Annotated in this window: 19 protein-coding genes and 6 tRNA genes; 5 read left to right on the forward strand and 20 right to left on the reverse strand. The window is 65.6% G+C overall.

Features of this window, described 5'->3' with window-relative positions:
* Position 1 precedes the first annotated feature (1 nt).
* The 7 genes from KW835_RS06335 to KW835_RS06365 all read right to left on the reverse strand — a co-directional run bounded on the left by KW835_RS06335 (position 2) and on the right by KW835_RS06365 (position 8,337).
* Positions 2-1,201 carry an MFS transporter gene (locus tag KW835_RS06335; protein WP_218381469.1) on the reverse strand — a complete coding sequence of 400 codons (1,200 nt, stop codon included), beginning with the start codon at positions 1,199-1,201 and terminating at the stop codon, positions 2-4.
* Entirely contained in the window at positions 1,198-2,922 is a 1,725-nt protein-coding gene (rmuC, locus tag KW835_RS06340; protein ID WP_218381470.1) for a DNA recombination protein RmuC, read from the reverse strand. The genes KW835_RS06335 and rmuC overlap by 4 nt, the downstream gene beginning before the upstream one ends.
* Before the next feature lie 79 nt (positions 2,923-3,001).
* Positions 3,002-3,985 carry a D-glycerate dehydrogenase gene (locus KW835_RS06345; protein WP_218381471.1) on the reverse strand — a complete coding sequence of 328 codons (984 nt, stop codon included), beginning with the start codon at positions 3,983-3,985 and terminating at the stop codon, positions 3,002-3,004.
* A gap of 17 nt (positions 3,986-4,002) precedes the next feature.
* Positions 4,003-5,391 carry a sodium:proton antiporter gene (locus KW835_RS06350; RefSeq protein WP_218381553.1) on the reverse strand — a complete coding sequence of 463 codons (1,389 nt, stop codon included), beginning with the start codon at positions 5,389-5,391 and terminating at the stop codon, positions 4,003-4,005.
* 110 nt (positions 5,392-5,501) lie between these two features.
* Entirely contained in the window at positions 5,502-6,722 is a 1,221-nt protein-coding gene (gene pncB / locus KW835_RS06355) for a nicotinate phosphoribosyltransferase (RefSeq protein ID WP_218381473.1), read from the reverse strand.
* 197 nt (positions 6,723-6,919) lie between these two features.
* Complete coding sequence (locus tag KW835_RS06360) at positions 6,920-7,402, reverse strand: thioesterase family protein (RefSeq protein WP_218381474.1); 483 nt, start codon at positions 7,400-7,402, stop codon at positions 6,920-6,922.
* A complete protein-coding gene (locus tag KW835_RS06365) occupies positions 7,399-8,337 on the reverse strand; it encodes a histone deacetylase (RefSeq protein ID WP_218381476.1) in 939 nt (312 codons plus the stop codon). Before KW835_RS06365 ends, KW835_RS06360 begins: the two co-directional genes overlap by 4 nt.
* 198 nt (positions 8,338-8,535) lie before the next feature.
* On the opposite strand from KW835_RS06365, the gene KW835_RS06370 reads away from it, so the two are divergent.
* The 3 genes from KW835_RS06370 to KW835_RS06380 all read left to right on the forward strand — a co-directional run bounded on the left by KW835_RS06370 (position 8,536) and on the right by KW835_RS06380 (position 11,334).
* Positions 8,536-9,084, forward strand: a complete 549-nt coding sequence (locus KW835_RS06370) for a phasin family protein (RefSeq protein WP_218381478.1) — start codon at positions 8,536-8,538, stop codon at positions 9,082-9,084.
* Positions 9,085-9,382: 298 nt separating this feature from the next.
* Entirely contained in the window at positions 9,383-10,435 is a 1,053-nt protein-coding gene (locus KW835_RS06375) for an extracellular solute-binding protein (protein ID WP_218381479.1), read from the forward strand.
* A 140-nt stretch (positions 10,436-10,575) separates the two neighbouring features.
* Positions 10,576-11,334, forward strand: coding sequence for a 3-hydroxyacyl-CoA dehydrogenase (locus KW835_RS06380; RefSeq protein ID WP_218381481.1), 759 nt, complete (start codon positions 10,576-10,578; stop codon positions 11,332-11,334).
* Between the two features lie 97 nt (positions 11,335-11,431).
* Here the strand turns inward: KW835_RS06380 and KW835_RS06385 are convergent, their stop codons facing one another.
* Both KW835_RS06385 and KW835_RS06390 read right to left on the reverse strand, forming a co-directional pair.
* Entirely contained in the window at positions 11,432-12,640 is a 1,209-nt protein-coding gene (locus KW835_RS06385; protein ID WP_339385506.1) for an MFS transporter, read from the reverse strand.
* A 74-nt stretch (positions 12,641-12,714) separates the two neighbouring features.
* Entirely contained in the window at positions 12,715-13,383 is a 669-nt protein-coding gene (locus KW835_RS06390; protein WP_218381483.1) for a GNAT family N-acetyltransferase, read from the reverse strand.
* Positions 13,384-13,458: 75 nt separating this feature from the next.
* Between KW835_RS06390 and KW835_RS06395 the strand changes: the two genes are divergently transcribed.
* Positions 13,459-14,340 (forward strand): LysR family transcriptional regulator, encoded by an 882-nt coding sequence (locus KW835_RS06395; RefSeq protein WP_218381485.1) that lies wholly within the window; start codon positions 13,459-13,461, stop codon positions 14,338-14,340.
* A 285-nt stretch (positions 14,341-14,625) separates the two neighbouring features.
* On the opposite strand, the gene KW835_RS06400 is transcribed toward KW835_RS06395, so the two are convergent.
* The 11 genes from KW835_RS06400 to folC form a co-directional block, all read right to left on the reverse strand.
* A tRNA-Asp gene (locus KW835_RS06400) sits at positions 14,626-14,702 on the reverse strand.
* Between the two features lie 53 nt (positions 14,703-14,755).
* Positions 14,756-14,831: transfer RNA gene (locus KW835_RS06405), tRNA-Glu, on the reverse strand.
* A 30-nt stretch (positions 14,832-14,861) separates the two neighbouring features.
* Positions 14,862-14,937: transfer RNA gene (locus KW835_RS06410), tRNA-Ala, on the reverse strand.
* 64 nt (positions 14,938-15,001) lie between these two features.
* Positions 15,002-15,078: transfer RNA gene (locus tag KW835_RS06415), tRNA-Asp, on the reverse strand.
* A gap of 52 nt (positions 15,079-15,130) precedes the next feature.
* Positions 15,131-15,206, reverse strand: a tRNA-Glu gene (locus KW835_RS06420).
* Between the two features lie 30 nt (positions 15,207-15,236).
* Positions 15,237-15,312: transfer RNA gene (locus tag KW835_RS06425), tRNA-Ala, on the reverse strand.
* A 65-nt stretch (positions 15,313-15,377) separates the two neighbouring features.
* Positions 15,378-16,799, reverse strand: a complete 1,422-nt coding sequence (gltX, locus tag KW835_RS06430; RefSeq protein ID WP_218381486.1) for a glutamate--tRNA ligase — start codon at positions 16,797-16,799, stop codon at positions 15,378-15,380.
* A gap of 163 nt (positions 16,800-16,962) precedes the next feature.
* Positions 16,963-18,468 (reverse strand): amidophosphoribosyltransferase, encoded by a 1,506-nt coding sequence (gene purF / locus KW835_RS06435; RefSeq protein ID WP_218381487.1) that lies wholly within the window; start codon positions 18,466-18,468, stop codon positions 16,963-16,965.
* A gap of 88 nt (positions 18,469-18,556) precedes the next feature.
* A complete protein-coding gene (locus tag KW835_RS06440) occupies positions 18,557-19,045 on the reverse strand; it encodes a CvpA family protein (RefSeq protein WP_218381489.1) in 489 nt (162 codons plus the stop codon).
* A gap of 30 nt (positions 19,046-19,075) precedes the next feature.
* On the reverse strand, positions 19,076-19,933 hold the full coding sequence (locus KW835_RS06445) for an SPOR domain-containing protein (RefSeq protein ID WP_218381491.1): 858 nt from the start codon (positions 19,931-19,933) through the stop codon (positions 19,076-19,078).
* A gap of 34 nt (positions 19,934-19,967) precedes the next feature.
* Positions 19,968-21,293, reverse strand: a complete 1,326-nt coding sequence (gene folC, locus KW835_RS06450; RefSeq protein WP_218381493.1) for a bifunctional tetrahydrofolate synthase/dihydrofolate synthase — start codon at positions 21,291-21,293, stop codon at positions 19,968-19,970.
* 48 nt (positions 21,294-21,341) lie between these two features.
* On the opposite strand from folC, the gene KW835_RS06455 reads away from it, so the two are divergent.
* Complete coding sequence (locus KW835_RS06455) at positions 21,342-21,728, forward strand: arsenate reductase (RefSeq protein WP_218381495.1); 387 nt, start codon at positions 21,342-21,344, stop codon at positions 21,726-21,728.
* Positions 21,729-21,848 lie beyond the last annotated feature (120 nt).

Below are 21,848 nucleotides of genomic sequence, written 5' to 3' on the forward strand. Positions count from 1 at the left end.
GTCACGGGCCGTGGCGGGAGTCCGGCGGCGCGCCCGGCGGCGCCACCGTGAGCAGCCACGCCAGGCGCGTGCCGCCCGCCACGATGGCCCCCACGCCCCAGAACAGGCCGCCCACGCCGATCAGCGCACCGGCTGACCCGAACAGCAGCGGCATGATCACGCTCGAGGCGTTGATGGCCATCAATCGCAGGCCCAGGGCCTCACCGTGGCGGTGGGACGGCGTGATCTGGTGCAGCAGGCTCATCACCATGGGCTGGGCCGAGCCCAGCGCAAAACCCAGCAGCACCGAGCACAGGCCCATGCCCAGGGCGCTGTTCAACAGCGGGTAGATGCAAAAGAGAGCCGTGGTGGACACCATCGCGCCCGCCAGCACCACCCGCTCGCTCAGCCGCGCCGCCACCAGGGGCATGAGCACGCGAATGACCGTGGCGGCAATCGCGAACGAGCCCAGGATGGTGCCGATGACCGAGGCCGACAAACCGCGCTCGTGCCCCAGCAACGGGACCACGAAGGCGTGCACGTCCCAGCAGCACGACATCAGCCAGTTGACGGTGAGCAGGCGCCGGAACGGCGGGTCGCCCAGCAGGTCCCAGGCGCGCCGCGGCGTGCCGGCGTCTGCGGCCACCACCGGGGCCAGCTCCACAGTGGCGCGCACGCACAACCACGACAGCAGCGGCATCAGCGCAAGCAGCGCGAAGGCCGCGCGGTAGCCGGTGGTGCTGCCCGCCACGCCCCCCGCATGGTCGATGAGCAGGCCCGCGAGAAAAGGCCCGATGAAGTTGGACACGGCCGGCCCGATGGCCAGCCAGCTGAACACCTGCTTGAGCTGCGTGGTGTCGTGCACCGCGCGGCCTGCGTGGCGCTGCACCGCGATGACGGCCACGCCCGAGGCGCCGCCTGTCATGAGCGCGGCCAGGCACAGCACGGGGAACACCGGCAGCACCACCGCCAGGCCCGCGCCCACAGCGGCCACGGCCACCGCGAAGCCCATGGGGCGCTTGAGCCCATGCCGGTCCACGAAGCGGCCCACGTGCAGGCCCAGGAACACCTGGGTGAGCGCGAACAGCGCCACCAGCAAACCCACCGCCACGGCGCCATGGCCCTCGCGCAGCGCCAGCAGCGGCGCGGCCAGGCGCATGCCCGACATGCTGGCATGAATGAAGACCTGCCCGGCGATCAGGCGCGCCAGCTCTTGGTTCATGGCTGATCGTCCTCCAGGTCCAGCCCGGGCAGCGCGGCGGACCGGCCTTGCGCCAGCGTGGCCACGGGCGCGTCCGGCGCGGGCAGCTCCTGCACGTCGCGCAGCTTGCGCTGGATGGCGCGCGTGCGCACGCCCACGTCGTCGAACTTCTTGGCCGCTGCGTCGATGGACTTCCTGGCCGACTCGACGATCTCGCCGAACTTGGAGAACTCGGTCTTCACCGAGCCGAGCACGCCCCACACTTCGGACGAGCGCTTCTCGATGGCCAGCGTCTTGAAGCCCATCTGCAGGCTGCTGAGCATGGCGGCCAGGTTGGCGGGGCCGGTGATCATCACGCGGCAGTCGTTCTGCACCGCCTCGACCAGACCGGGGCGGCGGATGACTTCGGCGAACAAGCCCTCGGTGGGCAGGTACAGCACCGCAAAGTCGGTGGTGTGCGGCGGCGAGACGTACTTGCTGAAGATCTTCTTCGCTTCAAGCTTGATCGAGGTCTCGAACGCATTGCCCGCCGACAGGATGGCGGCCTTGTCGGCAGCGTCCTGTGCGTCGAGCAGGCGCTGGTACTGCTCCACCGGATACTTGGAGTCGATGGGCAGCCACACGGGCTTGTCGTCGCCGCGCCCGGGCAGGCGGATGGCGAACTCCACCAGCTCGTCGCTGCCCGGCACGGCCTTGACGTTGCGCGCGAACTGATCGGGCGTGAGCACGTTCTCGATGATGGCCCCAAGCTGCATTTCGCCCCAGGTGCCGCGCGACTTCACATTGGTCATCACGCGCTTCAAGTCGCCCACGCTGCCGGCCAGCGTCTGCATCTCGCCCAGGCCTTTGTGCACCTGCTCCAGTCGGTCGCTCACCAGCTTGAAAGACTCGCCCAGGCGCTGCTCCAAAGTGGCGTGCAGCTTTTCGTCCACCGTACGGCGCATCTCCTCGAGTTTGGCGGTGTTGTCCGCCTGGATGGCCTGCAGCCGCTCGTTGAGCGCGCCGCGCAGCGCCTCGGCGTTGTGCTGGCTGCCCTGCGCCATGCCCGACAGTTGCTGCGAGACAGCGTCCTGCAACACGGCGAACTGGTTGCGGATCTGCTGCCCGTTGGCTTCGAGCTGGTCCTTGAGCGCCGTGGACACCGCGCCCAGCTGCGTGTGGATGTCGCCCTTGAGCGAGTCGAGCGTGCCGCGCGTGGCGGCCGTCAGCGCCTCGAAGCGCTCCTGGATGCGCTGCTCGAAAAGCTTGGTGCTCTCCGCCATGGCTTCGCGCGAGCGCACGCTGTCGGACGCCAGCGACTGCGCGGTCTGCGTGAGTTCCGTGCGAAACGCGAGCAAGGTATCGGACAGCTCCTTGCGCGCCAGTGCTGCCTCTGCCTGGCCCTGCGCCAGGCGCTGCTCCAGCTTGGCCTCAAAGGCGCCGAATGCGGCCAGCAATTCGGTCCGGCCGGTGCGCGATTCGCCCACGGCCTGGGCCAGCCGTTCGTCAACCGCGCCACGCAGCGTCTCGAGCTGTCGCTGGGTGGCCTGCGTGAAGCCTGAGATCTGCTGAGCCAGCGACTCCATGGCACCATCGTTGCGCGCCACAGCCAGTTGCGTGGCCTGGGCCGTGTTCTCCAGCGCCTGCAGCCGGGTCAGCCATTCGGGCGGCAGGTCCACGCGCGGGCGGCGCAGCAACACGATGACAAGAAGCACCGCCACGATGGCCAGCGCGGCCAGCAGCACGAGGGTATCGGTAGTCAAAGTTCTCTACTATTGTTTTGATAGCTTTCGCCGCTTATCCACCAAGCGGTAGAAGGCTTTTTCATCTGATTTTGAGTGCTCAGGCCCTAGCCACCGGCGCATTCACCGGCGTGAGCGCTCCGCGTCCATCGAAGAACGCGATCAGGTTGTCGGCCGCGAGGTCGGCCATGGCGCGGCGCGTGGGCACGGTGGCGCTGGCGATGTGCGGCGTGAGCACTACGTTGGGCACGGTGAGCAGGTCGGGGTGTACGCTGGGCTCGCCTTCGAACACGTCCAGGCCCGCCGCCGCAATGCGGCCTTCACGCAGCGCCGCGGCCAGCGCGGCGTCATCCACGATACCGCCCCGCGCAATATTGACCAGCGTGGCCGTGGGCTTCATATGTGCCAGTTCGGCAGCGCCGATGGTGTGGTGCGATGCGGCCGTGTAAGGCACCACCAGCACCACGTGGTCGGCCGCGGCGAGCAGCTCATTCTTGCCCACGTACGTGGCCTTGCATTCGGCTTCCAGCCCGGACGGCAGGCGCGAGCGGTTGTGGTAGATCACCTTCATGCCGAAACCATGCGCACCGCGCCGGGCGATGCCCTGGCCGATGCGTCCCATGCCGATGATGCCCAGCGTGCTGCCGTGGATGTCGCTGCCGGCGAACATGTCGTAGCTCCACTTGGTCCACCGGCCTGCGCGCAGGTAGTGCTCGGACTCCGCCATGCGGCGGGCAGTGGCCATCAAGAGCGCAAAGCCGAAGTCGGCCGTGGTCTCGGTCAGCACGTCGGGCGTGTTGGTGCCCTGCACCCCGGCCGCGGTCATGGCCTGCACATCGAAGTTGTTGTAGCCCACGGCCATGTTGGCCACGATCTTGAGGCGCGGTGCCGCGGCCAGCAGCGCGGCGTCGATGCGCTGGCTGCCGGTGGTGAAGGCGCCGTCCTTGTCGGCCAGGCGCTCGGCCAGCTCGGCCGGGGCCCAGATGGTGTCGTCGGGGTTGTCCTGCACGTCGAAATGCTGGCGCAGGCGGTCCACGATGTCAGGGAAGATCGCACGCGCGACGAGGATGCGGGGCTTGCTCATAGAAAGAGGTCTCCAGATCACCTGAACCAGATGAATGTCATGGCCAAAAACAGCGGCACCAGGATGCCTCCCGACCACAGCATGTAGCCGAAGAAGCTGGGCATCTTCACGCCCCGGTCTTCGGCGATGGCCTTGACCATCATGTTGGGGGCGTTGCCGATGTAGGTGTTGGCGCCCATGAACACGGCGCCGGCCGAGATGGCTGCGAGCGTGGGGGCCATCGTGGTCATCAGCGCCGCCGGGTCGCCGCCTGCGGTGTTGAAGAACACGAGGTAGGTGGGTGCGTTGTCGAGGAACGAGCTGAGCACGCCGGTGGCCCAGAAGTACATGGCCGGGTCGGGCGATCCGTCGGGGCGGGTGACTGCGCGCACGACGGCGCCAAAGGGCCCGTCCACGCCCGCCTTCAGCATGGCGATGACCGGGATGATGGTGAGGAAAATGCCCGCGAACAGCTTGGCCACCTCCTGCATCGGCGCCCAGCCGAACTGGTTGTCTTCATGCACCTTGCGCGGGGTGAGCCACAGCGACGCCAGCGTGACCAGCACCAACCCGGCGTCGCGAACGATGCCTGGCAGGCCCACCACGGTGCCTGCGATGTCGAACGCGATCGGCGACTTCCAGAAGCCGCTGAGAAGCACCAGCGCCACGGCGACGCCGAGGAGCGCGAAGTTGAGCTTGCCGTCGAAGCCGAAGGCACGTGCACCCCGGCTGTCGGGGGTGGGGTCGCGCGGCAGCATCTCTTCGCGGTGGCGGTAGAACCAGCTGTCAAGCGCGAAGAACAGCACGAGCAGCGTGCCGACGAGGAACAGCGTCTCCGGAAAGATGTGGCCCACCGTCCAGAAGAAGTCCACGCCCTTCAGAAAGCCCAGGAACAGCGGCGGATCGCCCAGCGGCGTGAGCGAACCGCCAGCGTTGGAGACGATGAAGATGAAGAACACCACCACGTGCACCACATGCTTGCGGTTGTCGTTGGCACGGATGAGCGGGCGGATGAGCAGCATGGACGCACCCGTGGTGCCCATGAAGCTGGCCAGCACCGCACCCAGTGCCAGCAGCCCCGTGTTCAGACCCGGGCTGCCGTGCAGGTTGCCCCGGATGTAGATGCCGCCAGCCACGGTGTACAGCGCGGTGAGCAGGATGACGAAGGGGATGTACTCGGCCAGCAACGCGTGCACAAGGTTCGCGCCGGCCACTGCCGGGCCAAAGGCCACGGCAAACGGGAGCAGGAAGGCAAGCCCCCAGGCCGCAGCCACCTTGCCGAAGTGGTGGTGCCAGAAGATGGGTGCGAGCAACGGCATCAGCGCGATGGACAGCAGGATGCCGGCGAACGGCACGCCCCAGAGGACAGACAGGGTGCTGCCGTCCAGATCGGCGGCGGCCGATACACCGGGCAGACCCGCGAACATCAGCGCGGCGGCAAACGGCAGCACGCGAGCCAGTTGCAGGTTTTTTCTCGTCTTCATGTCGCTCCAAAAGAAGATGGCCCGAAGGCCTGCCGAACCAGCCCGCGGCGGACTCAGGCGGTCTGGGGAATATCGAACACCTGGCGCAGGTAGGCCAGGTACTTCTCGTCGTCGCACATGCCCTTGCCGGGCGTGTCCGACAGCTTGGCGACGGGCTGGTCGTTGCAGCGGGTCATCTTGATGACAACCTGCAAGGGCTCGTGCGCGGGCGGGCTGCCCAGGTCGTTGGTCAGGTTGGTGCCGATACCGAAAGCCAGCTGGCAGCGCCCGCGGAACTGCTGGTATAGCTCGATGGTGCGCGGCACGGTGAGCGCGTCGCTGAAGATCAGCGTCTTGGTCAGCGGGTCCACGCGGTTCTTGCGGTAGTGCTCCAAGAGGCGCTCGCCCCAGGCGAACGGGTCGCCGCTGTCGTGGCGCGCACCGTCAAAGAGCTTGCAGAAGTACAGGTCGAAGTCGCGCAGGAAAGCGCTCATGCCGTACACGTCCGACAGCGCGATGCCCAGGTCGCCACGGTACTCCTTGGCCCACATCTCGAAACCGAAGACCTGGCTGTCGCGCAGGCGCGGCCCCAGGGCCTGGCAGGCCTGCAGGTATTCGTGCGCCATGGTGCCGAGCGGCGTCACGCCCAGCTTCATGGCGTAGAGCACGTTGCTGGTGCCGGCGAACTGGCCCGGGCCAGCGGGGGCGCCGGGGCGGCGGTCGCCGGTGCCCAGGCGGGCCACCAGCACGCGCAGCACCTCTTCGTGCCATGCACGGGAAAAGCGCCGGCGCGTGCCGTAATCGGCGATCTTGAGCTCCGACAGGCCGTCGGCCTGCAGCTGCGCGATCTTGGTATCCAGGCGCCGGCGGCCTTCGGGAAAATCGGGCACCTTCTGGGTGTTGCGGAAATACACCTCGTTGATGATGGCCAGCACCGGTATCTCGAAGAGGATGGTGTGCAGCCAGGGGCCGCGGATGGCGATGTCGATCTCGCCGTTGTGCAACGGCGTGACGGTGATGTACTTTTCGTTGAGCTGGAACAGCCCGAGGAAGTCCACGAAATCGCTCTTGATGAAGCGCATGGACCGAAGATAGGCCAGTTCGGCGTCCTGGAATTGCAGACTGCACAGCGACCGGATTTCGTCGCGGATCTCGTTGGCGAACGGCGCCAGCTGCACACCGGGGTTGCGGCACTTGAACTTGTACTCGACCTGCGCACCCGGAAACTGGTGCAGCACCACCTGCATCATGGTGAACTTGTACAGGTCGGTGTCGAGCAGGCTGGTGATGATCATGGACGTTGCGGGCGCAAGAGGAGGCCGGGGACGCGAAGGCCGTGCAGCAAAGCCGCAAAGTGTAGGCCATGGCGCCCCGCCCTGCCGGCAGCACGGGTTGGCCACCGGCAGGGCATTTATTGAGCCAATCGGACTGCCAAAGCTTATCCGACGAGCGCCTCCAGCTATCAAAAATGAAGCGGCGCGCTCAGCGGCGCTCAGGTGGTTGCCAGCAGGTCCTGTAGCACCTTGCGCAGTCCCTCTGGCACTGCTACGGGACGGCGAGTCTCGCGGTCCACGTACACGTGGATGAAATGCCCGGCGGCCGCAGTGAGCGGCTCGCCCTGCGCGAACAGGCCCACCTCGTAGCGCACGCTGGAGCCGCCCAGCCGGGCCACACGGATACCCGCCTCGATGGTCTGCGGGAACGCGAGCGGCGCGAAGTAATTGCATTGCGTCTCGATCACGAGCCCGATGGTGCCGCCGGAGTGGATGTCTAAAACGCCCTGCTCGATCAGGTGCGCATTCACGGCGGTATCGAACCAGCTGTAATAGACGACGTTGTTCACGTGGCCGTATACATCATTGTCGGCCCAGCGCGTGGTGATGGGGCGAAACGCGCGGTAGGCGCTGCGCGGCTGGGGCGCGGGACGCGCCGGTGCGGCGGGAATGTCAGAGGCAGGGCTGGCGGGGGTCGTCATGGCCGCACATTCTGCCAGCGCTGGTGGTACTCGAGGGCTACGCGCCAGGTGTTGAGCTGTGCGGTGAGCGTGTCTTCCATGTCGCGCCCGTACCCGCCCGCCATCGCGAACACGAGCGGCAGGCGCCGCTGCCAAGCCCAGTCGAAAACGCGCCGGTCGCGGGCTTCCAGGCCGTCGTGCGTGATGGCCAGGCGGCCCAGGCGGTCACCCTCGTGCGGGTCGGCGCCCGCCAGGTAGAACAACAGCTGCGGCGTGAAGCGCTGCTCCAGCGCATCCAGCGCTTGCGAAAGCGCCTCAAGGTAGGCGTCGTCGGTGCAACCGTCTGGCAACTCGACATCGAGATCGCTCGCCTCCTTGCGGAACGGGAAATTGCGTGCGCCGTGCAGCGACAGGGTGAACACGCTGTGGTCCTCGCGAAAGATATGCGCCGTGCCGTTGCCCTGGTGAACGTCCAGATCGATCACCGCAACCTTGAGCGGTGCCACCGGACGGCCGCGCGCCCTCGCCCACTCCACCTGCATCAGCCGTGCGGCCACCGCCACATCGTTGAACACACAAAAGCCGCTGCCCTTGTGGGCGTAGGAATGGTGCGTCCCCCCGGCCAGATTGCCTGCGATGCCGTCCTTCATGGCGATGCGGCTGGCAGCCACCGTCGCGCCCACCGAACGACGGGCGCGTTCAGCCATCGCGGGGCTCCACGGAAAGCCGATCTCTCGCTGCGCGGGCGCGGGCAGCGTGCCGTCCGCAATCGCATCGATGTAGCCGGCATCGTGCGCCAATGCCAACTCACTGTCTGTCGCAGGCAGGGCCACCTGCAGCGACACGCCGGGCAGATGCCGGGCGATCCTGTCGCGCAGCAGGCGGTACTTGGCCATGGGGAAACGATGCCCTTCAGGCAGTGGCAGCACGAACTGGTCCGCGTAATAGGCATGCATGACGCGATTGTGGCAAGAGGCGGATTTCTGGGTGATCCGCCCTAATTTGCTGCAGCGCAACAAATACCTCTTGCAAACCAGCGCCAAGTCCCTAAAATTCGACCCATGCTGCACTGCAACATGACTAATGAGTCAGGGCCAGCGCAGATGTCTTTGAACCACCATGGCCTGCCAGGCCGCATTTTCAGGAGATATGACATGTCGCTGACCGCTGAACAAATCCTCGCTTCCCACAAAGCCAACATCGAAACCCTGTTCGGCCTGACCACCAAGGCCTTCGAAGGCGTCGAAAAGCTGGTCGAGTTGAACGTGACCGCCTCGCGCGCCGCCCTGACCGAAGCCGCCAACCACAGCCAGGCTGTGCTGGGCGTGAAGGACGCGCAAGAACTGCTGGCGCTGCAAGCCGGCCTGTTCCAGCCCCTGGCTGAAAAGACCGCTGCATACAGCCGCCACCTGTACGACATCGCTTCGGGCACCGGCGCCGAATTCGGCAAGGCCTTTGAAAGCCAAGCCGCTGACGCACAACGCGCCTTCACCGGCCTGGTCGACAGCGCCGCCAAGAACGCCCCCGCCGGTTCCGAAACCGCCGTTGCCGTGATGAAGAGCGCCGTCTCTGCCGCCAACAATGCTTTCGAATCGGTCCAAAAGGCCGTCAAGCAAGCGTCCGATGTGGCCGAAGCCAACTTCAACGCCGTGGCCAGCACTGCAGTCAACGCCGCCAAGACGGCGACTCCCCGCAAGCGCTAAGCCCTTGGCCATGCGGTCTGGAGTGCAAACTCTAGGCCGTTTTCAGGGCTTACCCTGATAATCCCCCCATGCGCTGCAGCCTTGCCTGCAGCGCGCGAGTTGTCTCCTTGGATCCTCTCGAAACCCCCGTTTCAAGGATCCCTTCAAAGCCCGGTTCTGCCGGGCTTTTTTTTGCGCTGGCCGTCTTGACCGGGGTCAACCGGCGCAGCGATATCCACAGAAACCCATGCGTTTATTAAGAATAATTCGCGTTTGGTTTTATCATTGGCGGCTGTTACAACCCCCGAAAGACGCATCCATGTCGAAGACCGTGAAAGCCCTGCTCTGCGCCTGCGCGATGGCCGCCGCCGCCGGCTCCGTTTCTGCCCAGGAGCAGGTCGTGAACCTCTACTCGGCCCGCCACTACTCCACGGACGAGGCGCTGTACACAGGCTTCACCAAGGCCACAGGGATCAAGATCAACCGCGTGGATGCGGACGACGCGGGCATCCTGGCCCGCCTGAAGGCCGAGGGCACGGCCTCCCCCGCCGACGTGATCCTGCTGGTCGATGCCGCCCGCCTTTACAAAGGCGAAGTCGACGGCCTCTTCCAGCCGATCAAGTCGCAAGTCCTGAACGACGCCATCCCGGCCAACCTGCGCAGCGCTCCCACGGCAGACGGCTCCATTGCCTGGTACGGCCTGTCCACCCGCGCCCGCGTCATCGTCTACAACAAGATCAAGATGAACAAGGACGACGTCGACACCTACGAAGAACTGGGCGACCCCAAGAACAAGGGCAAGCTGTGCATCCGCTCCGGCTCGCACCCCTATAACCTGAGCCTGTTCGGCGCCGTGACCGAGCACCTGGGCGAGCAGAAGGCCGAGGCCTGGCTCAAGGGCATGGTGGCCAACCTGGCACGTCCTCCCAAAGGTGGTGACACCGACCAGATCAAGGCCGTGGCCGCTGGCGAGTGCGACATCGCCGTCACCAACAGCTACTACCTGGCCCGCATGATGCGCTCCAACAAGCCCGAGGATGTGGCCGTGGTCAACAAGGTGGGCGTGGTGTTCCCCAACCAGGAATCCTGGGGCACCCACCTGAACATCGCGGGCGGCGCGGTGGCCAAGCACTCCAAGAACCAGGCCAACGCCGTCAAGTTCCTGGAGTACCTGGCCAGCCCCGAAGCGCAAAACTACTTCGCCAACGGCAACAACGAATGGCCCGCAGCCAAGGGTGTGGCGCTGGACAACCCCGCGCTCAAGGCCATGACCAACAGCAAGCCCTTCAAGAGCGAAACCATCCCGATCAGCGCGGTGGGCGCCAACGTGACCAAGGTGCAGCAGATGCTGGACCGCGTGGGCTTCCAGTAAGTTGCCCCTGCCCGCAGCCGCTTCGGCGGCATGCGCACGGCCTCAAGCAGCCCGGTCCCGCCGGGCTGTTTTTTTGTGTCCGCGAACGCACATCGGCCATAATTGACGTTTACGTTAACGTCACTTACTGGAGACATCCCATGGACATCAAGGGCAAGGTATTCATCGTCACTGGCGGCGCATCGGGCCTGGGAGAAGGCACGGCACGCATGCTGGCCGCACAGGGCGGCACGGTCGTCATCGCCGACATGCAGGCGGACAAGGGCGAGGCCGTGGCCCGCGACATTGGTGGCGCCTTCGTGAAGTGCGACGTGAGCAACGAGGCCGACGGCCAGACCGTGGTGGCCAAGGCCGTCTCGCTGGGCAAGCTGATGGGCCTGGTCAACTGCGCCGGCATTGCGCCCGCAGAGAAGACCGTGGGCAAGAACGGCGCCCACGCACTGGCGCTGTTCAGCAAGACCGTCACGGTCAACCTGATCGGCAGCTTCAACATGATCCGCCTGGCGGCCGAGGCCATGAGCAGGAACGAGCCCGAAGCCACCGGTGAGCGCGGCGCGCTGATCTCCACGGCCAGCGTGGCAGCGTACGACGGCCAGATCGGCCAGGCGGCGTACTCCGCATCCAAGGGCGGCGTGGTCGGCATGACCCTGCCCATCGCCCGCGACCTGGCCCGCAACGGCATCCGCAACATGACCATCGCCCCCGGCATCTTCGGCACGCCCATGCTGTTCGGCATGCCGCAGGAGGTGCAGGACGCCCTGGCAGCCGGCGTCCCCTTCCCCAGCCGCCTGGGCACGCCGCAGGACTACGCCAAGCTGGTGCAGCACATCTTCGAGAACGACATGCTCAACGGCGAGGTCATCCGCCTGGACGGCGCCATCCGCCTGGCGCCACGCTAAAAAAGCGTTTGCTATTAGAAAGATAGCTACCAGCGCTCGTGAATCAAGCGCCAAGCCCATCCAGGGGCCATGAAATGAAGCCCGGTTGCGCCGGGCTTCATTGCTTTGTGCTCGCCCGGCAGGCACCCGGCGCAAAGCCAATCCACAACGCCAGCGCCGCAGCAAACGCCAGCGCCGCCACCCCCACCGACAGCCCCAGGGCAGCGGCCGCTCCTGCATGGTCGATGACGGCCGCGTACGCCACCGGCGCGCAGGCCGACAGCACAAAACCTGGAGCCACCATCCTCCCCAGCTGAGCGCCATAGGTGCGGTGATCGAAGAGCACCAACGGCGCGGTACCGCGTGTGATGGTCAAGAGCCCATTGCCGGAGCCGTAGGCCAGCACGAACACCAGCGCAGCGGCCAGCGCCTGGCCCGACCACAGCCCCGCCAGGCAGGCAAGGGGCAACAGCAAGGCGGCACCGGCGCCCAGCGCCAGAGGGTGGCACCGACCACCCCACAGCACGTCGGCCAGCCGCGCACACGACTGGCCCACGCCCCGCAGCGAGGCCAGGCCCACAGCCCACGGCAGTGCAAGCCCCAGGCCCGCGAGCAGCCCCACGGTGTGCGCCGACATGCCCGCGTTCAGAAAATTCAAGAGCGTGGTCATGGCCGCAAACAGCGCGCCAGCCAGGATGCGCGGTGACCCTGCTGCGGCCAGCGGCTCCCCGCCGATCGGCCACGTGGCCTCCACACCTCCGACACCGTGTGCCACCCCTTGCGCCAGCGCATCGCGCCGTGGCAGCGCCAGGTGCAGTGGCGCCGTCAACAAGGCCAGGGCCGCGTACACGACCAGGGCACCGCGCCATCCCCATGCGCCCGCCAGCGCATGCCCCAGTGGCCAGAAGGCGCTGGATGCCAAGCCGCCGAGCAAGGTGATCTGCGCCATGGGCCGGCGCGCCTGCGGCCCCAGCCACTGCGCCAGGGCCGCAAAAGCGGCGTCGTACAGCGTCAGGCGCATGGCGATGCCCATCACCAACCACGCAGCGTAGTGGGCCACGATACCGTCGGCAGCGGCCAGCGCGAGGCATCCCGCTGTCAGCAAGAGCGACCCGGCCGCCATCACATTCCTGCCACCCCACCGGTCCACCCATCGCCCTGCCGCACCGGAAACGATACCCATCATGAGCAGCGCCGCCGCAAACCCGCCATGGACCACGGTGCGGCTCCAGCCGAGCCCGACCGACATGGCGTCTCCCAGCGCACCGAGCAGATAGTACGAGATACCCCATGCAACGAACTGCGCAACGCCCAGGTAAAACACCACGTGGCCAGCAATGCACTGGCCAGGCGGCGAGGAAGCCGCGACAGCCGGATCTGCTGACCCTGAAGGACCAGCCACTACGCCCCCGCCCGGCTCCGCGCAGGCGGACTGCTGTCCGGCATGCCGCCGGGTTGCGCCTCGTTTCCGGCGCCGAGAGACCGCTGCATCAGGACTGTGTCCAGCCAGCGCTCCTTCTTGAACCCTACCGACCGCAGCGCACCAATGCGCTCGAATCCCAGGCGCGCATGCAAAGCCATCGAGCCGGTGTTCTCGTCGCCCTGTCCGATGACTGCGAGCATCTGGCGCCAAGGCCCCGCCTCGCACAACCGGATCACCTCACCCAGCAATGCCGCCCCAATGCCGAGGCCAGCCCACCCGGGCGCAACGTAGACGGAATCCTCCACCGTGTGACGATAGGCCGAGCGCGCCCTGTACACCGTGGCGTAGGCAAAACCGACAACCTGCCCATCCCGCTGCGCCACCAGATAGGGCAGTCCCGAGGCCCGTACGGCAGCGTGCCGGACACGCAGCTCGCCCACATCGGGCGGCACCTCCTCGAACGACGCCAGACCGTGGAGCACGTGGTGCGCATACAGCGCCTGAACGGCGACCAGGTCCTCTTCACGCAGGGCGCGTACGGTGGCTGCAGTGGTGGCCCGTCCCTCGGCAGAGGGGGTGGCAAAAGGAGGCGAGGCTGCCGCGTGGTGGGGGCGGCCGCTGTGCGGAGAGTGGTAAGAAGTGTTCATGGACGACAGTTTGGCAAGCCTTCATCCATAAAAGAAGCTTTGTCTTTTTATGCAGATCATGAGAAATTCTTTGTCATGGAACGCATCAATCTCGACCAATTGCACGGCTTCGCCACCGCCCTTGAGCTGGGAAGTTTTTCGGCTGCAGCACAGCGCCTGGACCTGACCCAGCCCGCCGTAAGCCTGCAGGTCCGCCAACTGGAAAAGCGCCTGGGAACGCCCTTGGTAGAGCGCGCAGGACGGGTGCTGCGGCCCACCGCGGCCGGCGCCGAACTGCTCGCCCATATCGGCCACATCAATGCCGCAGTCAACAGCGCGCTGGAAGCGGTTGCCCGGCACGCCGACGGTACGGCAGGCCGCGTGCGGCTGGGGACGGGCGCCACAGCCTGCATCTTCCTGCTGCCACCCGTGCTGCGCGCATTGCGGCAGCAGTTTGCTGGTCTCGACATCACGGTCAGCACGGGCAACACCGCCGACATCGTGCAGTCGGTCGAAGACAACACGCTGGACCTGGGCCTGGTCACGCTACCCGCCAGCGGGCGCATGCTGCATGTCACGCCACTGCTGGACGATGCATTCGTGGCCATCGCTCCCGAGGGCAAAGGGTTGCCAAAACGCGTGGGCGCCAAGGAGTTGGCACGCCACCCTGTGCTGCTCTACGAGCCCGGCGGCCAGACCCGGCGCCTGGCAGACGCGTGGTTCGCCCGCGCTGGCGTGGCGCTGCAGCCGGCCATGTCGCTGGGCAGCGTGGAGGCCATCAAGGAACTGGTCGCCGCCGGCCTGGGCTGCGCGGTGCTGCCCGGCATGGCGGTGCAGGACGGACACGGCAGCACGCTGGAAGTGCGGCCGCTGTCGCCACCCCTGCGCCGCACGCTCGCGATCGTTCTGCGCAAGGACAAACGGCTGCACCGGGGACTGCGCGAGACTGTGGCGGCCTTGCAGGCGCTTCGCAGGTGACGGGGCTTCGGAACAAGCAGCTGCCTACCTCCAGAAATGGCTGATGCGCGCCGCGTGGCGGCAATCTGCATGGCGAAGGCATGGTAAACCCTGCGGCCCAACCAGCCCCGCCAGCCCTCTACCGTCTGCGCTGCCCGCACCAGAGTTCAGGAAAGGCAGCGCACACCGACACTTTGCGTCCAGCAGCCAGACAAAGAAAAACGGACTGCAGTAATCGCTACTGCAGTCCGTTGACTGTTTTCCTCATGACACCCTAAACCCTGGGTTTGCTGTGCCACAAAAATCTGGCGGAGTGGACGGGACTCGAACCCGCGACCCCCGGCGTGACAGGCCGGTATTCTAACCAACTGAACTACCACTCCTGGCAGGCAGCTTTTCGCTTGCGTCTATCAACACAAGCCAAGTGCTACAAACTTGGCGACCCTACGGGGATTCGAACCCCGGTACTCACCGTGAAAGGGTGATGTCCTAGGCCTCTAGACGATAGGGTCAAAACCTTGGAACTAACCGATATCAAACTTTGGTGGAGGTAAACGGGATCGAACCGATGACCTCTTGCATGCCATGCAAGCGCTCTCCCAGCTGAGCTATACCCCCACGGATCTCTGGATGACTCCAAAGAAAAACCCTTGCATATCAAAGACCTGCAAGGGCTTTTGACTGGCGGAGTGGACGGGACTCGAACCCGCGACCCCCGGCGTGACAGGCCGGTATTCTAACCAACTGAACTACCACTCCTGGCAGGCAGCTTTTCGCTTGCGTCTATCAACACAAGCCAAGCGCTACAACTTGGCGACCCTACGGGGATTCGAACCCCGGTACTCACCGTGAAAGGGTGATGTCCTAGGCCTCTAGACGATAGGGTCAAAACCTTGGAACTAACCGATATCAAACTTTGGTGGAGGTAAACGGGATCGAACCGATGACCTCTTGCATGCCATGCAAGCGCTCTCCCAGCTGAGCTATACCCCCACTTAATGACGCTAAACACTTAGTGTTTGTTGTCATCATCTGAGCCTTGAATTATAGACAGATTTTTAGCGGTTTCGCAAACGCGCTACAACTTTTTCGCGTCCGACCAATTCCAGCACCGCATCGACCGAAGGCGTGTGGGCCGTTCCCACGGTGAGCACCCGCGCAGGCATGGCCAATTGCGGCATCTTCAGGCCCTGGCTGGCGAGCACTTGCTTGAAGGCTGCGGCAATTGATGCCTTGTCCCATTCGCAGGCGGACAGCGCGTCTGCCAGCGCGTCGAGCGCAGGGGCGATGGCGTCGGTCACATGCTGCGCACGCTCGGCGTCCACGGGCGTGACGTTGCCGTAAAAGACCTGGGCCCAGTTGGCAAGTGCCACCGTCGTGTCGCAGCGGTCCTTGAACAACCTGCAAATGCGCACCAGCCGGCCGTCGGCCAGGGCATCCGCGGCAATGCCGCGTTGCTGCAGTTGCGGCGCCACCAGGGCAGCCAGCGCATCGTCGGCAGACGCCTTGATGTGCTGGGCGTTCACCCAGCGCAGCTTGGCTTCGTCGAACTGGGCGGCGCTGCGGCCCAGGTGGTCCAGGTTGAACCATGCCAAGAATTGCTCGCGGCTGAAGATTTCGTCGTCACCGTGGCTCCAGCCCAGGCGCGCCAGGTAGTTGACCATGGCGTCGGGCAGGTAGCCTTCGTCGCGGTACTGCGTGACGGGCTTGGCGCCGTTGCGCTTGCTCATCTTCTCGCCCTGCTCGTTCAGCACGGTGGGCAGGTGGGCGTACACCGGCGGTTCCTTGCCCAGCGCACGGAAGATGTTGATCTGGCGCGGCGTGTTGTTCACATGGTCGTCGCCACGGATCACGTGGGTGATCTCCATGTCGATATCGTCCACGACCACGCAGAAGTTGTAGGTGGGTGTGCCGTCGGGCCGCGCGATCACCAGATCGTCGAGCTCGTCATTGCTGATCTCGATGCGGCCCTTGACCTTGTCGTCCCAGGCCACCACGCCGCCTTGCGGGTTCTTGAAGCGCAACACGGGTTGCACGCCTTCAGGAATCGGCGGCAGGGTCTTGCCAGGCTCTGGGCGCCAGGTGCCGTCGTAGCGGGGCTTTTCCTTGGCGGCCATCTGTTTTTCACGCAGTGCGTCAAGCTCGGCGATGCTCATGTAGCAGGGGTAGACCAGGCCGGTCGCCTTGAGATCTTCGAGCACCGCGCGGTAGCGGTCCATGCGCTGCATCTGGTAGAACGGCCCTTCATCGGGCTGCATGCTCAACCACTGCATGCTCTCGAGAATGACGTCCACAGCGACCTGGCTGGAGCGCTCCACATCGGTGTCTTCGATGCGCAGGATGAAGTCTCCACCCATGGCGCGCGCAAAGGCCCACGGATACAGGGCCGAGCGGATGTTGCCCAGGTGAATGAAGCCCGTGGGAGACGGAGCAAAGCGGGTGCGCACGCGGCCCGCGCTGGAAGCAGTGGTTTCAGTCATGTCAATAAATTCTGGCCCCTCGCGGGGCCAGTTTCCGGAATCAATCAGCTGGACCGGCAGACGCCTGGCGCCTGGCGCTCCACCCATCAGAGCACGTTACAACGCGCAGCTCGGGCATTCGAGCCTGCGCGCACCAAGCAGAAAAGCCGGGCGCAGTCGGCCTTCAGGCTTCCTGCGCGTTGGGCAGCGCCAGGCGGGAGGTATCTTCCTCACCCTCTTCCGTCCCCACGCGGCCTTCGTTCAAGCTGGCGATGCCTTCGGCAGTGATGTCTCCGGTCACATACACGCCATCGAAGCAGGACGCATCGAACCCGGCGATCGCGCTGTTGAGCGCACCAACCGCTTTCTTCATGCCGTCCACGTCCTGGTAGATCAGCGCGTCGCAGCCGATGGCCTGGCGGATCTCTTCGACCGTGCGGTTGTGCGCGACGAGCTCGCTGCTGGTGGGCATGTCGATGCCGTACACGTTCGGATAGCGCACCGGAGGCGCCGCGCTGGCCAGGTACACCTTGCGGGCACCGGCGTCGCGCGCCATCTGCACGATCTCGCGGCTGGTGGTGCCCCGCACGATGGAGTCGTCCACCAGCAGCACGTTGCGGCCCTTGAATTCGCTGCCGATCACATTGAGCTTCTGGCGCACGGACTTCTTGCGCACGCCCTGGCCAGGCATGATGAAGGTGCGGCCAACGTAGCGGTTCTTGACGAAACCTTCGCGGTACGGAATGCCCAGCAGGTGCGCCAGTTGCGTGGCGCTGGGGCGGCTGGATTCCGGAATGGGGATGATCACGTCGATCTCGTTGGGTGGCACGGTGGAGATCACCCGCTTGGCCAGGGCCTCGCCCAGATTCAGTCGCGCCTGGTAGACAGAGATGCCGTCCAGCACCGAGTCAGGGCGCGCCAGGTAGACAAACTCGAAGATGCAGGGGTTGAGCTGCGGCTTCTCGGCGCACTGGCTCGCATGGACCGTACCGTCGAGCGTGATGAAGACGGCTTCGCCCGGCTCCACATTGCGCTCGAACACATGGGACGTGCCCTCCAGCGCCACCGATTCGCTGCCCACCATCACGGTGCCGTCCTGGCTGCGGCCCAGGGCCAGCGGACGGATGCCGTGGGGGTCGCGGAAGGCCAGCAAACCGTGGCCTGCAATCAGCGCGATCACGGCGTAGGAGCCCTTCACGCGCTTGTGCACGGCACGCACGGCCGCGAAGACGTCCTCGACCTGCAGCGGCACACCCCGTGTGGAGCGCTCCAGTTCATGGGCGAACACGTTCAGCAGGACTTCGGAGTCGCTTTCGGTGTTGGTGTGGCGGTGGTCCGTCTGGAAGAGCTCGGTGCGCAGTTCACGGGCGTTGGTGAGGTTGCCGTTGTGCACCAGCACGATGCCGAACGGCGCGTTGACGTAGAAAGGCTGCGCTTCTTCTTCGCTGTAGGCGTTGCCCGCCGTGGGATAGCGCACCTGCCCCAGCCCCACATTGCCCGGCAACGCCCGCATGTTGCGGGTGCGGAACACGTCGCGCACCATGCCCTTGGCCTTGTGCATGAAGAATTTGCGGCCCTGCTGGGTGACGATGCCCGCTGCGTCCTGGCCGCGGTGCTGCAAAAGCAGCAGCGCGTCATAGATCAGCTGATTGACGGGCGTTGTGCTGACGACGCCGACGATTCCACACATAGTAAGTTTCCATCCGTTTGCGGGAAAAGCCCCGCGGCAATCACACAGCGGCAGCTTCTGGCCGCCGCCACATCGATATCCGTCTCAGTCAGGAAGGCAGATGCCTACCAAATTCTTCCGGTAACGCCGGTTTCAAGCCCTTGAGGACCTCTCCCAGTACCGGCCCAGCCCAGGACTCCTGCCACCAGGGCGCTTCGCGCATGGGCGTAAGGCCCGCCACCACGGCCACAGCCAGCAGCAGCACCAGCCCACGGAACACCCCGAATACCGCGCCCAGGGTGCGGTCCGCCGGCCGCAACCCGATGGCTTCGATCAGCTTCTTGGCCAGCCAGGTCAGAAAACCGCACGCGAACACCGACGCCACAAACACCACCGCAAATCCTGCGGCATAGCGCAGCGACCCGGCCGACTCGCCCATTGGCAGCAGGGCCGCCATGTCTTCGGCGAACCATTGCGCCACAAAAAACGACACCACCCACGCGAGCAGCGAAAGCACCTCGAACACCAGTCCACGCCAGGCGCCGATCAGCATCGACGCCAGCAGCACCGCTGCAAAAATCCAGTCCAGAGCCGCCACGGACACGCTCAGTTCAACCGGGGCGTGGGCCTACAGCGTCAGCACGGACGCCGACAGGTCCAGCGCCTTGATGCGGGCCGCCGCCTTGTCGGCCTCCGCACGGTCCGAGAACGGCCCCACACGAACCCGCGTGCGCTTGCCGTCCTTGGTGTCCACCACCTGGGTATAGGTCTTCATGCCAGAGCGCTCGACCTTGGCGCGCGCCTCCCGTGCCTTGTCCGCATCAGCGAATGCGCCGACCTGAACGATGAAGCGGCTTTCTTCGGCCTTGCTGGCCGCCAAGGCCACTGGCTCCGCCGGCCGGCCTTCCAGCAGCGCGCGGGCACGCGCCGCATCGTCCGTGCGGGTCGCGGGCTTGTGCTCGGGTGCAGGCTTGGGCTCGGGCTTGGGTTCAGGCTTGGGTTCAGGCCGGGTTTCGGCCCTGGCTTCAGGCTTGGCAGGCGCGGCGGCTGCGGGTTTGGATGCCGCGGCGCGCGGGCTCTGCACCAGCTCTTCACCGTCTGTCAGGCCATTGCTGGCGGCAGCGCTGCGCGCGGGTGTCGTGGCGGGGGCAGGACGCGCGGCCACAGCATTCGGCTCGGGCTGCACGGCGGGTTTGGTGTCTGGCGCCTGGGCCACCGGTCCGGGCACCACCAGGGGTGCCACCTTGTTGCGGTCAGGAATCTCGATGGGTATATCGACGGGGATCGGCCTGGGCTGGGTGTCGAACAGCATGGGGAAACCGATGACACCCACCAGCACCAGCACGGCAGCACCGATCAGCCGGTGGCGGGCACGCCGCCGCATCACTTCGATGCTTTCGGCCTGCGGGGTGCGCGGGCGCTTGGCGGGCTTTTCGGCCGGCGCCTGCTCACTCTGACCGGGCCAGCGAAACTTGAAAAATGCCATGGAGTAACGACTCGTTCGGACCTCGGATGCGCCCCTATTGGCCCAGATGTTTGGCGTGCAGGCGGGGCGTTCCGTGGATCAGCACCCCACCTACCGTGAAAAACGAGCCAAAGACCACGATTCTATCAGCGGGGTCTGCCGCCGCGACGGCCGCATCAAGCGCTGCCAAAGGGTCGGCATGCAGGCTCGATGCCACGTCGCGACGCCCCCCGGCCACCATGTGCACCGCATTCCACTTCTGCTGCAGCGCCGCCGCCGTCTCGGCGCGCGGCGTAGGCAGGTTGGTGAAATACCAGCGGTCGATCAGCGGACCCACCTTGGCGAGCATGGGTGCCAGGTCCTTGTCGGCCATGGCGCCAAAGATTGCGTGCGTGGTGGGAAAGAACCCCATGGCATCCAGATTGGCCGTCAGCGCCGCCACCGAGTGTGGGTTGTGCGCCACGTCCAACACCAGCGTCGGCTGCCCTGGCACGATCTGGAAGCGGCCGGGCAACTCCACCATGGACAGCCCATTGCGCACTGCCTGCGCGGTGACAGGAATGCGGTCTCGCAAGGCTTCGAGCGCCGCCAGCACCCCGGAGGCATTGACGAGTTGGTTGGCACCACGCAGCGACGGGTAGGCCATGCCGGCGTAGCGGCGGCCGCGCCCCGCCCAGTTCCACTGCTGCTTGTCGCCCGAGAAGTTGAAATCCTTGCCGAACTGCCACAGGTCCGCACCGATCTCCCGCGCATGGTCCACCACACTTTGCGGGGCCATGGGGTCGCTGACGATCACAGGGCGGCCCGTGCGCATGATGCCGGCCTTTTCCCGGCCGATGCTCTCCCGGTCAGGGCCCAGGAACTCGGTGTGGTCGATGTCGATGCTGGTGATCACAGCACAGTCGGCGTCGATCACGTTGGTGGCGTCGAGCCGCCCGCCCAGGCCCACCTCCAGGATCGCCAGGTCAAGCCGGGACTGGCTCATCAGGCGCAGGATCGCCAGCGTGGTGAACTCGAAATACGTCAGCGAAACCTCATCGCCATTTTGGACTCTGGCGCTCTCCACTGCGTCGAAGTGCGCTATCAAATCAGAAGCAACCACAATCTCACCGTGGATGCGGCAGCGTTCCTCGAAATGCACGAGATGCGGCGATGTGTAAACCCCCGTGCGGTAGCCCGACTGCAGCGCCACGGCCTCCAGCATGGCGCACGTGGAACCCTTGCCGTTGGTGCCGGCGACGGTGATCACGGGGCAGTCGAAACGCAGGGCCATGCGGCTTGCGACCTCGCGCACGCGGGCCAGACCCATGTCGATATTGCGGGGGTGAAGCTGCTCGCAGTGGCGCAGCCAGTCTTCCAGGGTGTGGTGGGTGGTGTGCATACAGGGCGGGATTGTCGCCCAGGCCGCAATGGGTGGATGATGCGCGGCATGACAACCTCACACATCACTCTCTACGGCATCCCCAACTGCGACACCGTCAAGAAGTCCCGCGTCTGGTTTGCGGATCAGGGCATCGACGTTGACTTCCACGATTTCAAGAAGCAGGGCGTGCCCGCCGACCGGTTGCCCAGCTGGATAGCCGCCGTGGGCTGGGAGAAACTGGTCAACCGCCAGGGAACCACCTGGCGCAAGCTGGACTCTGACAGCCAGTCCGCCGTCAAGGATGAAGCCAGCGCCAGGGCTCTGCTGCAGGCGCAGCCGAGCGTGGTCAAGCGTCCGGTGGTGGAGTGGCACGAGGGCGGCAAGACCCATGTCTCAGTGGGTTTCACCCCTGATCAATGGCTCGCCTGGCGCAGCAAGGAAGAAAACACTTGAACCCACACGTAAAGAGCGGAGAAATTGCACAAATCTTTACGCAGATTTACGGCTCCCCGGCCCGCGATTGACCTTGCAGGCCTAAACTTTTCCACAGTCTGGTGCGTTATGTACCGACCC

This window comes from Acidovorax sp. sic0104 (genome assembly GCF_019219095.1).
In the GTDB taxonomy this organism is placed as follows: Bacteria; Pseudomonadota; Gammaproteobacteria; order Burkholderiales; family Burkholderiaceae_C; genus Acidovorax.

Excerpts from the sequence above, each read along its gene's own strand:
- KW835_RS06335 (WP_218381469.1), bottom strand. The coding sequence starts at position 1,201 with ATGAACCAAGAGCTGGCGCGCCTGATCGCCGGGCAGGTCTTCATTCAT.
- KW835_RS06345 (WP_218381471.1), bottom strand. The coding sequence starts at position 3,985 with ATGAGCAAGCCCCGCATCCTCGTCGCGCGTGCGATCTTCCCTGACATC.
- KW835_RS06350 (WP_218381553.1), bottom strand. The coding sequence starts at position 5,391 with ATGTTCGCGGGTCTGCCCGGTGTATCGGCCGCCGCCGATCTGGACGGC.
- pncB (WP_218381473.1), bottom strand. The coding sequence starts at position 6,722 with ATGATCATCACCAGCCTGCTCGACACCGACCTGTACAAGTTCACCATG.
- KW835_RS06360 (WP_218381474.1), bottom strand. The coding sequence starts at position 7,402 with ATGACGACCCCCGCCAGCCCTGCCTCTGACATTCCCGCCGCACCGGCG.
- KW835_RS06365 (WP_218381476.1), bottom strand. The coding sequence starts at position 8,337 with ATGCATGCCTATTACGCGGACCAGTTCGTGCTGCCACTGCCTGAAGGG.
- KW835_RS06370 (WP_218381478.1), top strand. The coding sequence starts at position 8,536 with ATGTCGCTGACCGCTGAACAAATCCTCGCTTCCCACAAAGCCAACATC.
- KW835_RS06375 (WP_218381479.1), top strand. The coding sequence starts at position 9,383 with ATGTCGAAGACCGTGAAAGCCCTGCTCTGCGCCTGCGCGATGGCCGCC.
- KW835_RS06380 (WP_218381481.1), top strand. The coding sequence starts at position 10,576 with ATGGACATCAAGGGCAAGGTATTCATCGTCACTGGCGGCGCATCGGGC.
- KW835_RS06390 (WP_218381483.1), bottom strand. The coding sequence starts at position 13,383 with ATGAACACTTCTTACCACTCTCCGCACAGCGGCCGCCCCCACCACGCG.
- KW835_RS06395 (WP_218381485.1), top strand. The coding sequence starts at position 13,459 with ATGGAACGCATCAATCTCGACCAATTGCACGGCTTCGCCACCGCCCTT.
- gltX (WP_218381486.1), bottom strand. The coding sequence starts at position 16,799 with ATGACTGAAACCACTGCTTCCAGCGCGGGCCGCGTGCGCACCCGCTTT.
- purF (WP_218381487.1), bottom strand. The coding sequence starts at position 18,468 with ATGTGTGGAATCGTCGGCGTCGTCAGCACAACGCCCGTCAATCAGCTG.
- KW835_RS06445 (WP_218381491.1), bottom strand. The coding sequence starts at position 19,933 with ATGGCATTTTTCAAGTTTCGCTGGCCCGGTCAGAGTGAGCAGGCGCCG.
- folC (WP_218381493.1), bottom strand. The coding sequence starts at position 21,293 with ATGCACACCACCCACCACACCCTGGAAGACTGGCTGCGCCACTGCGAG.
- KW835_RS06455 (WP_218381495.1), top strand. The coding sequence starts at position 21,342 with ATGACAACCTCACACATCACTCTCTACGGCATCCCCAACTGCGACACC.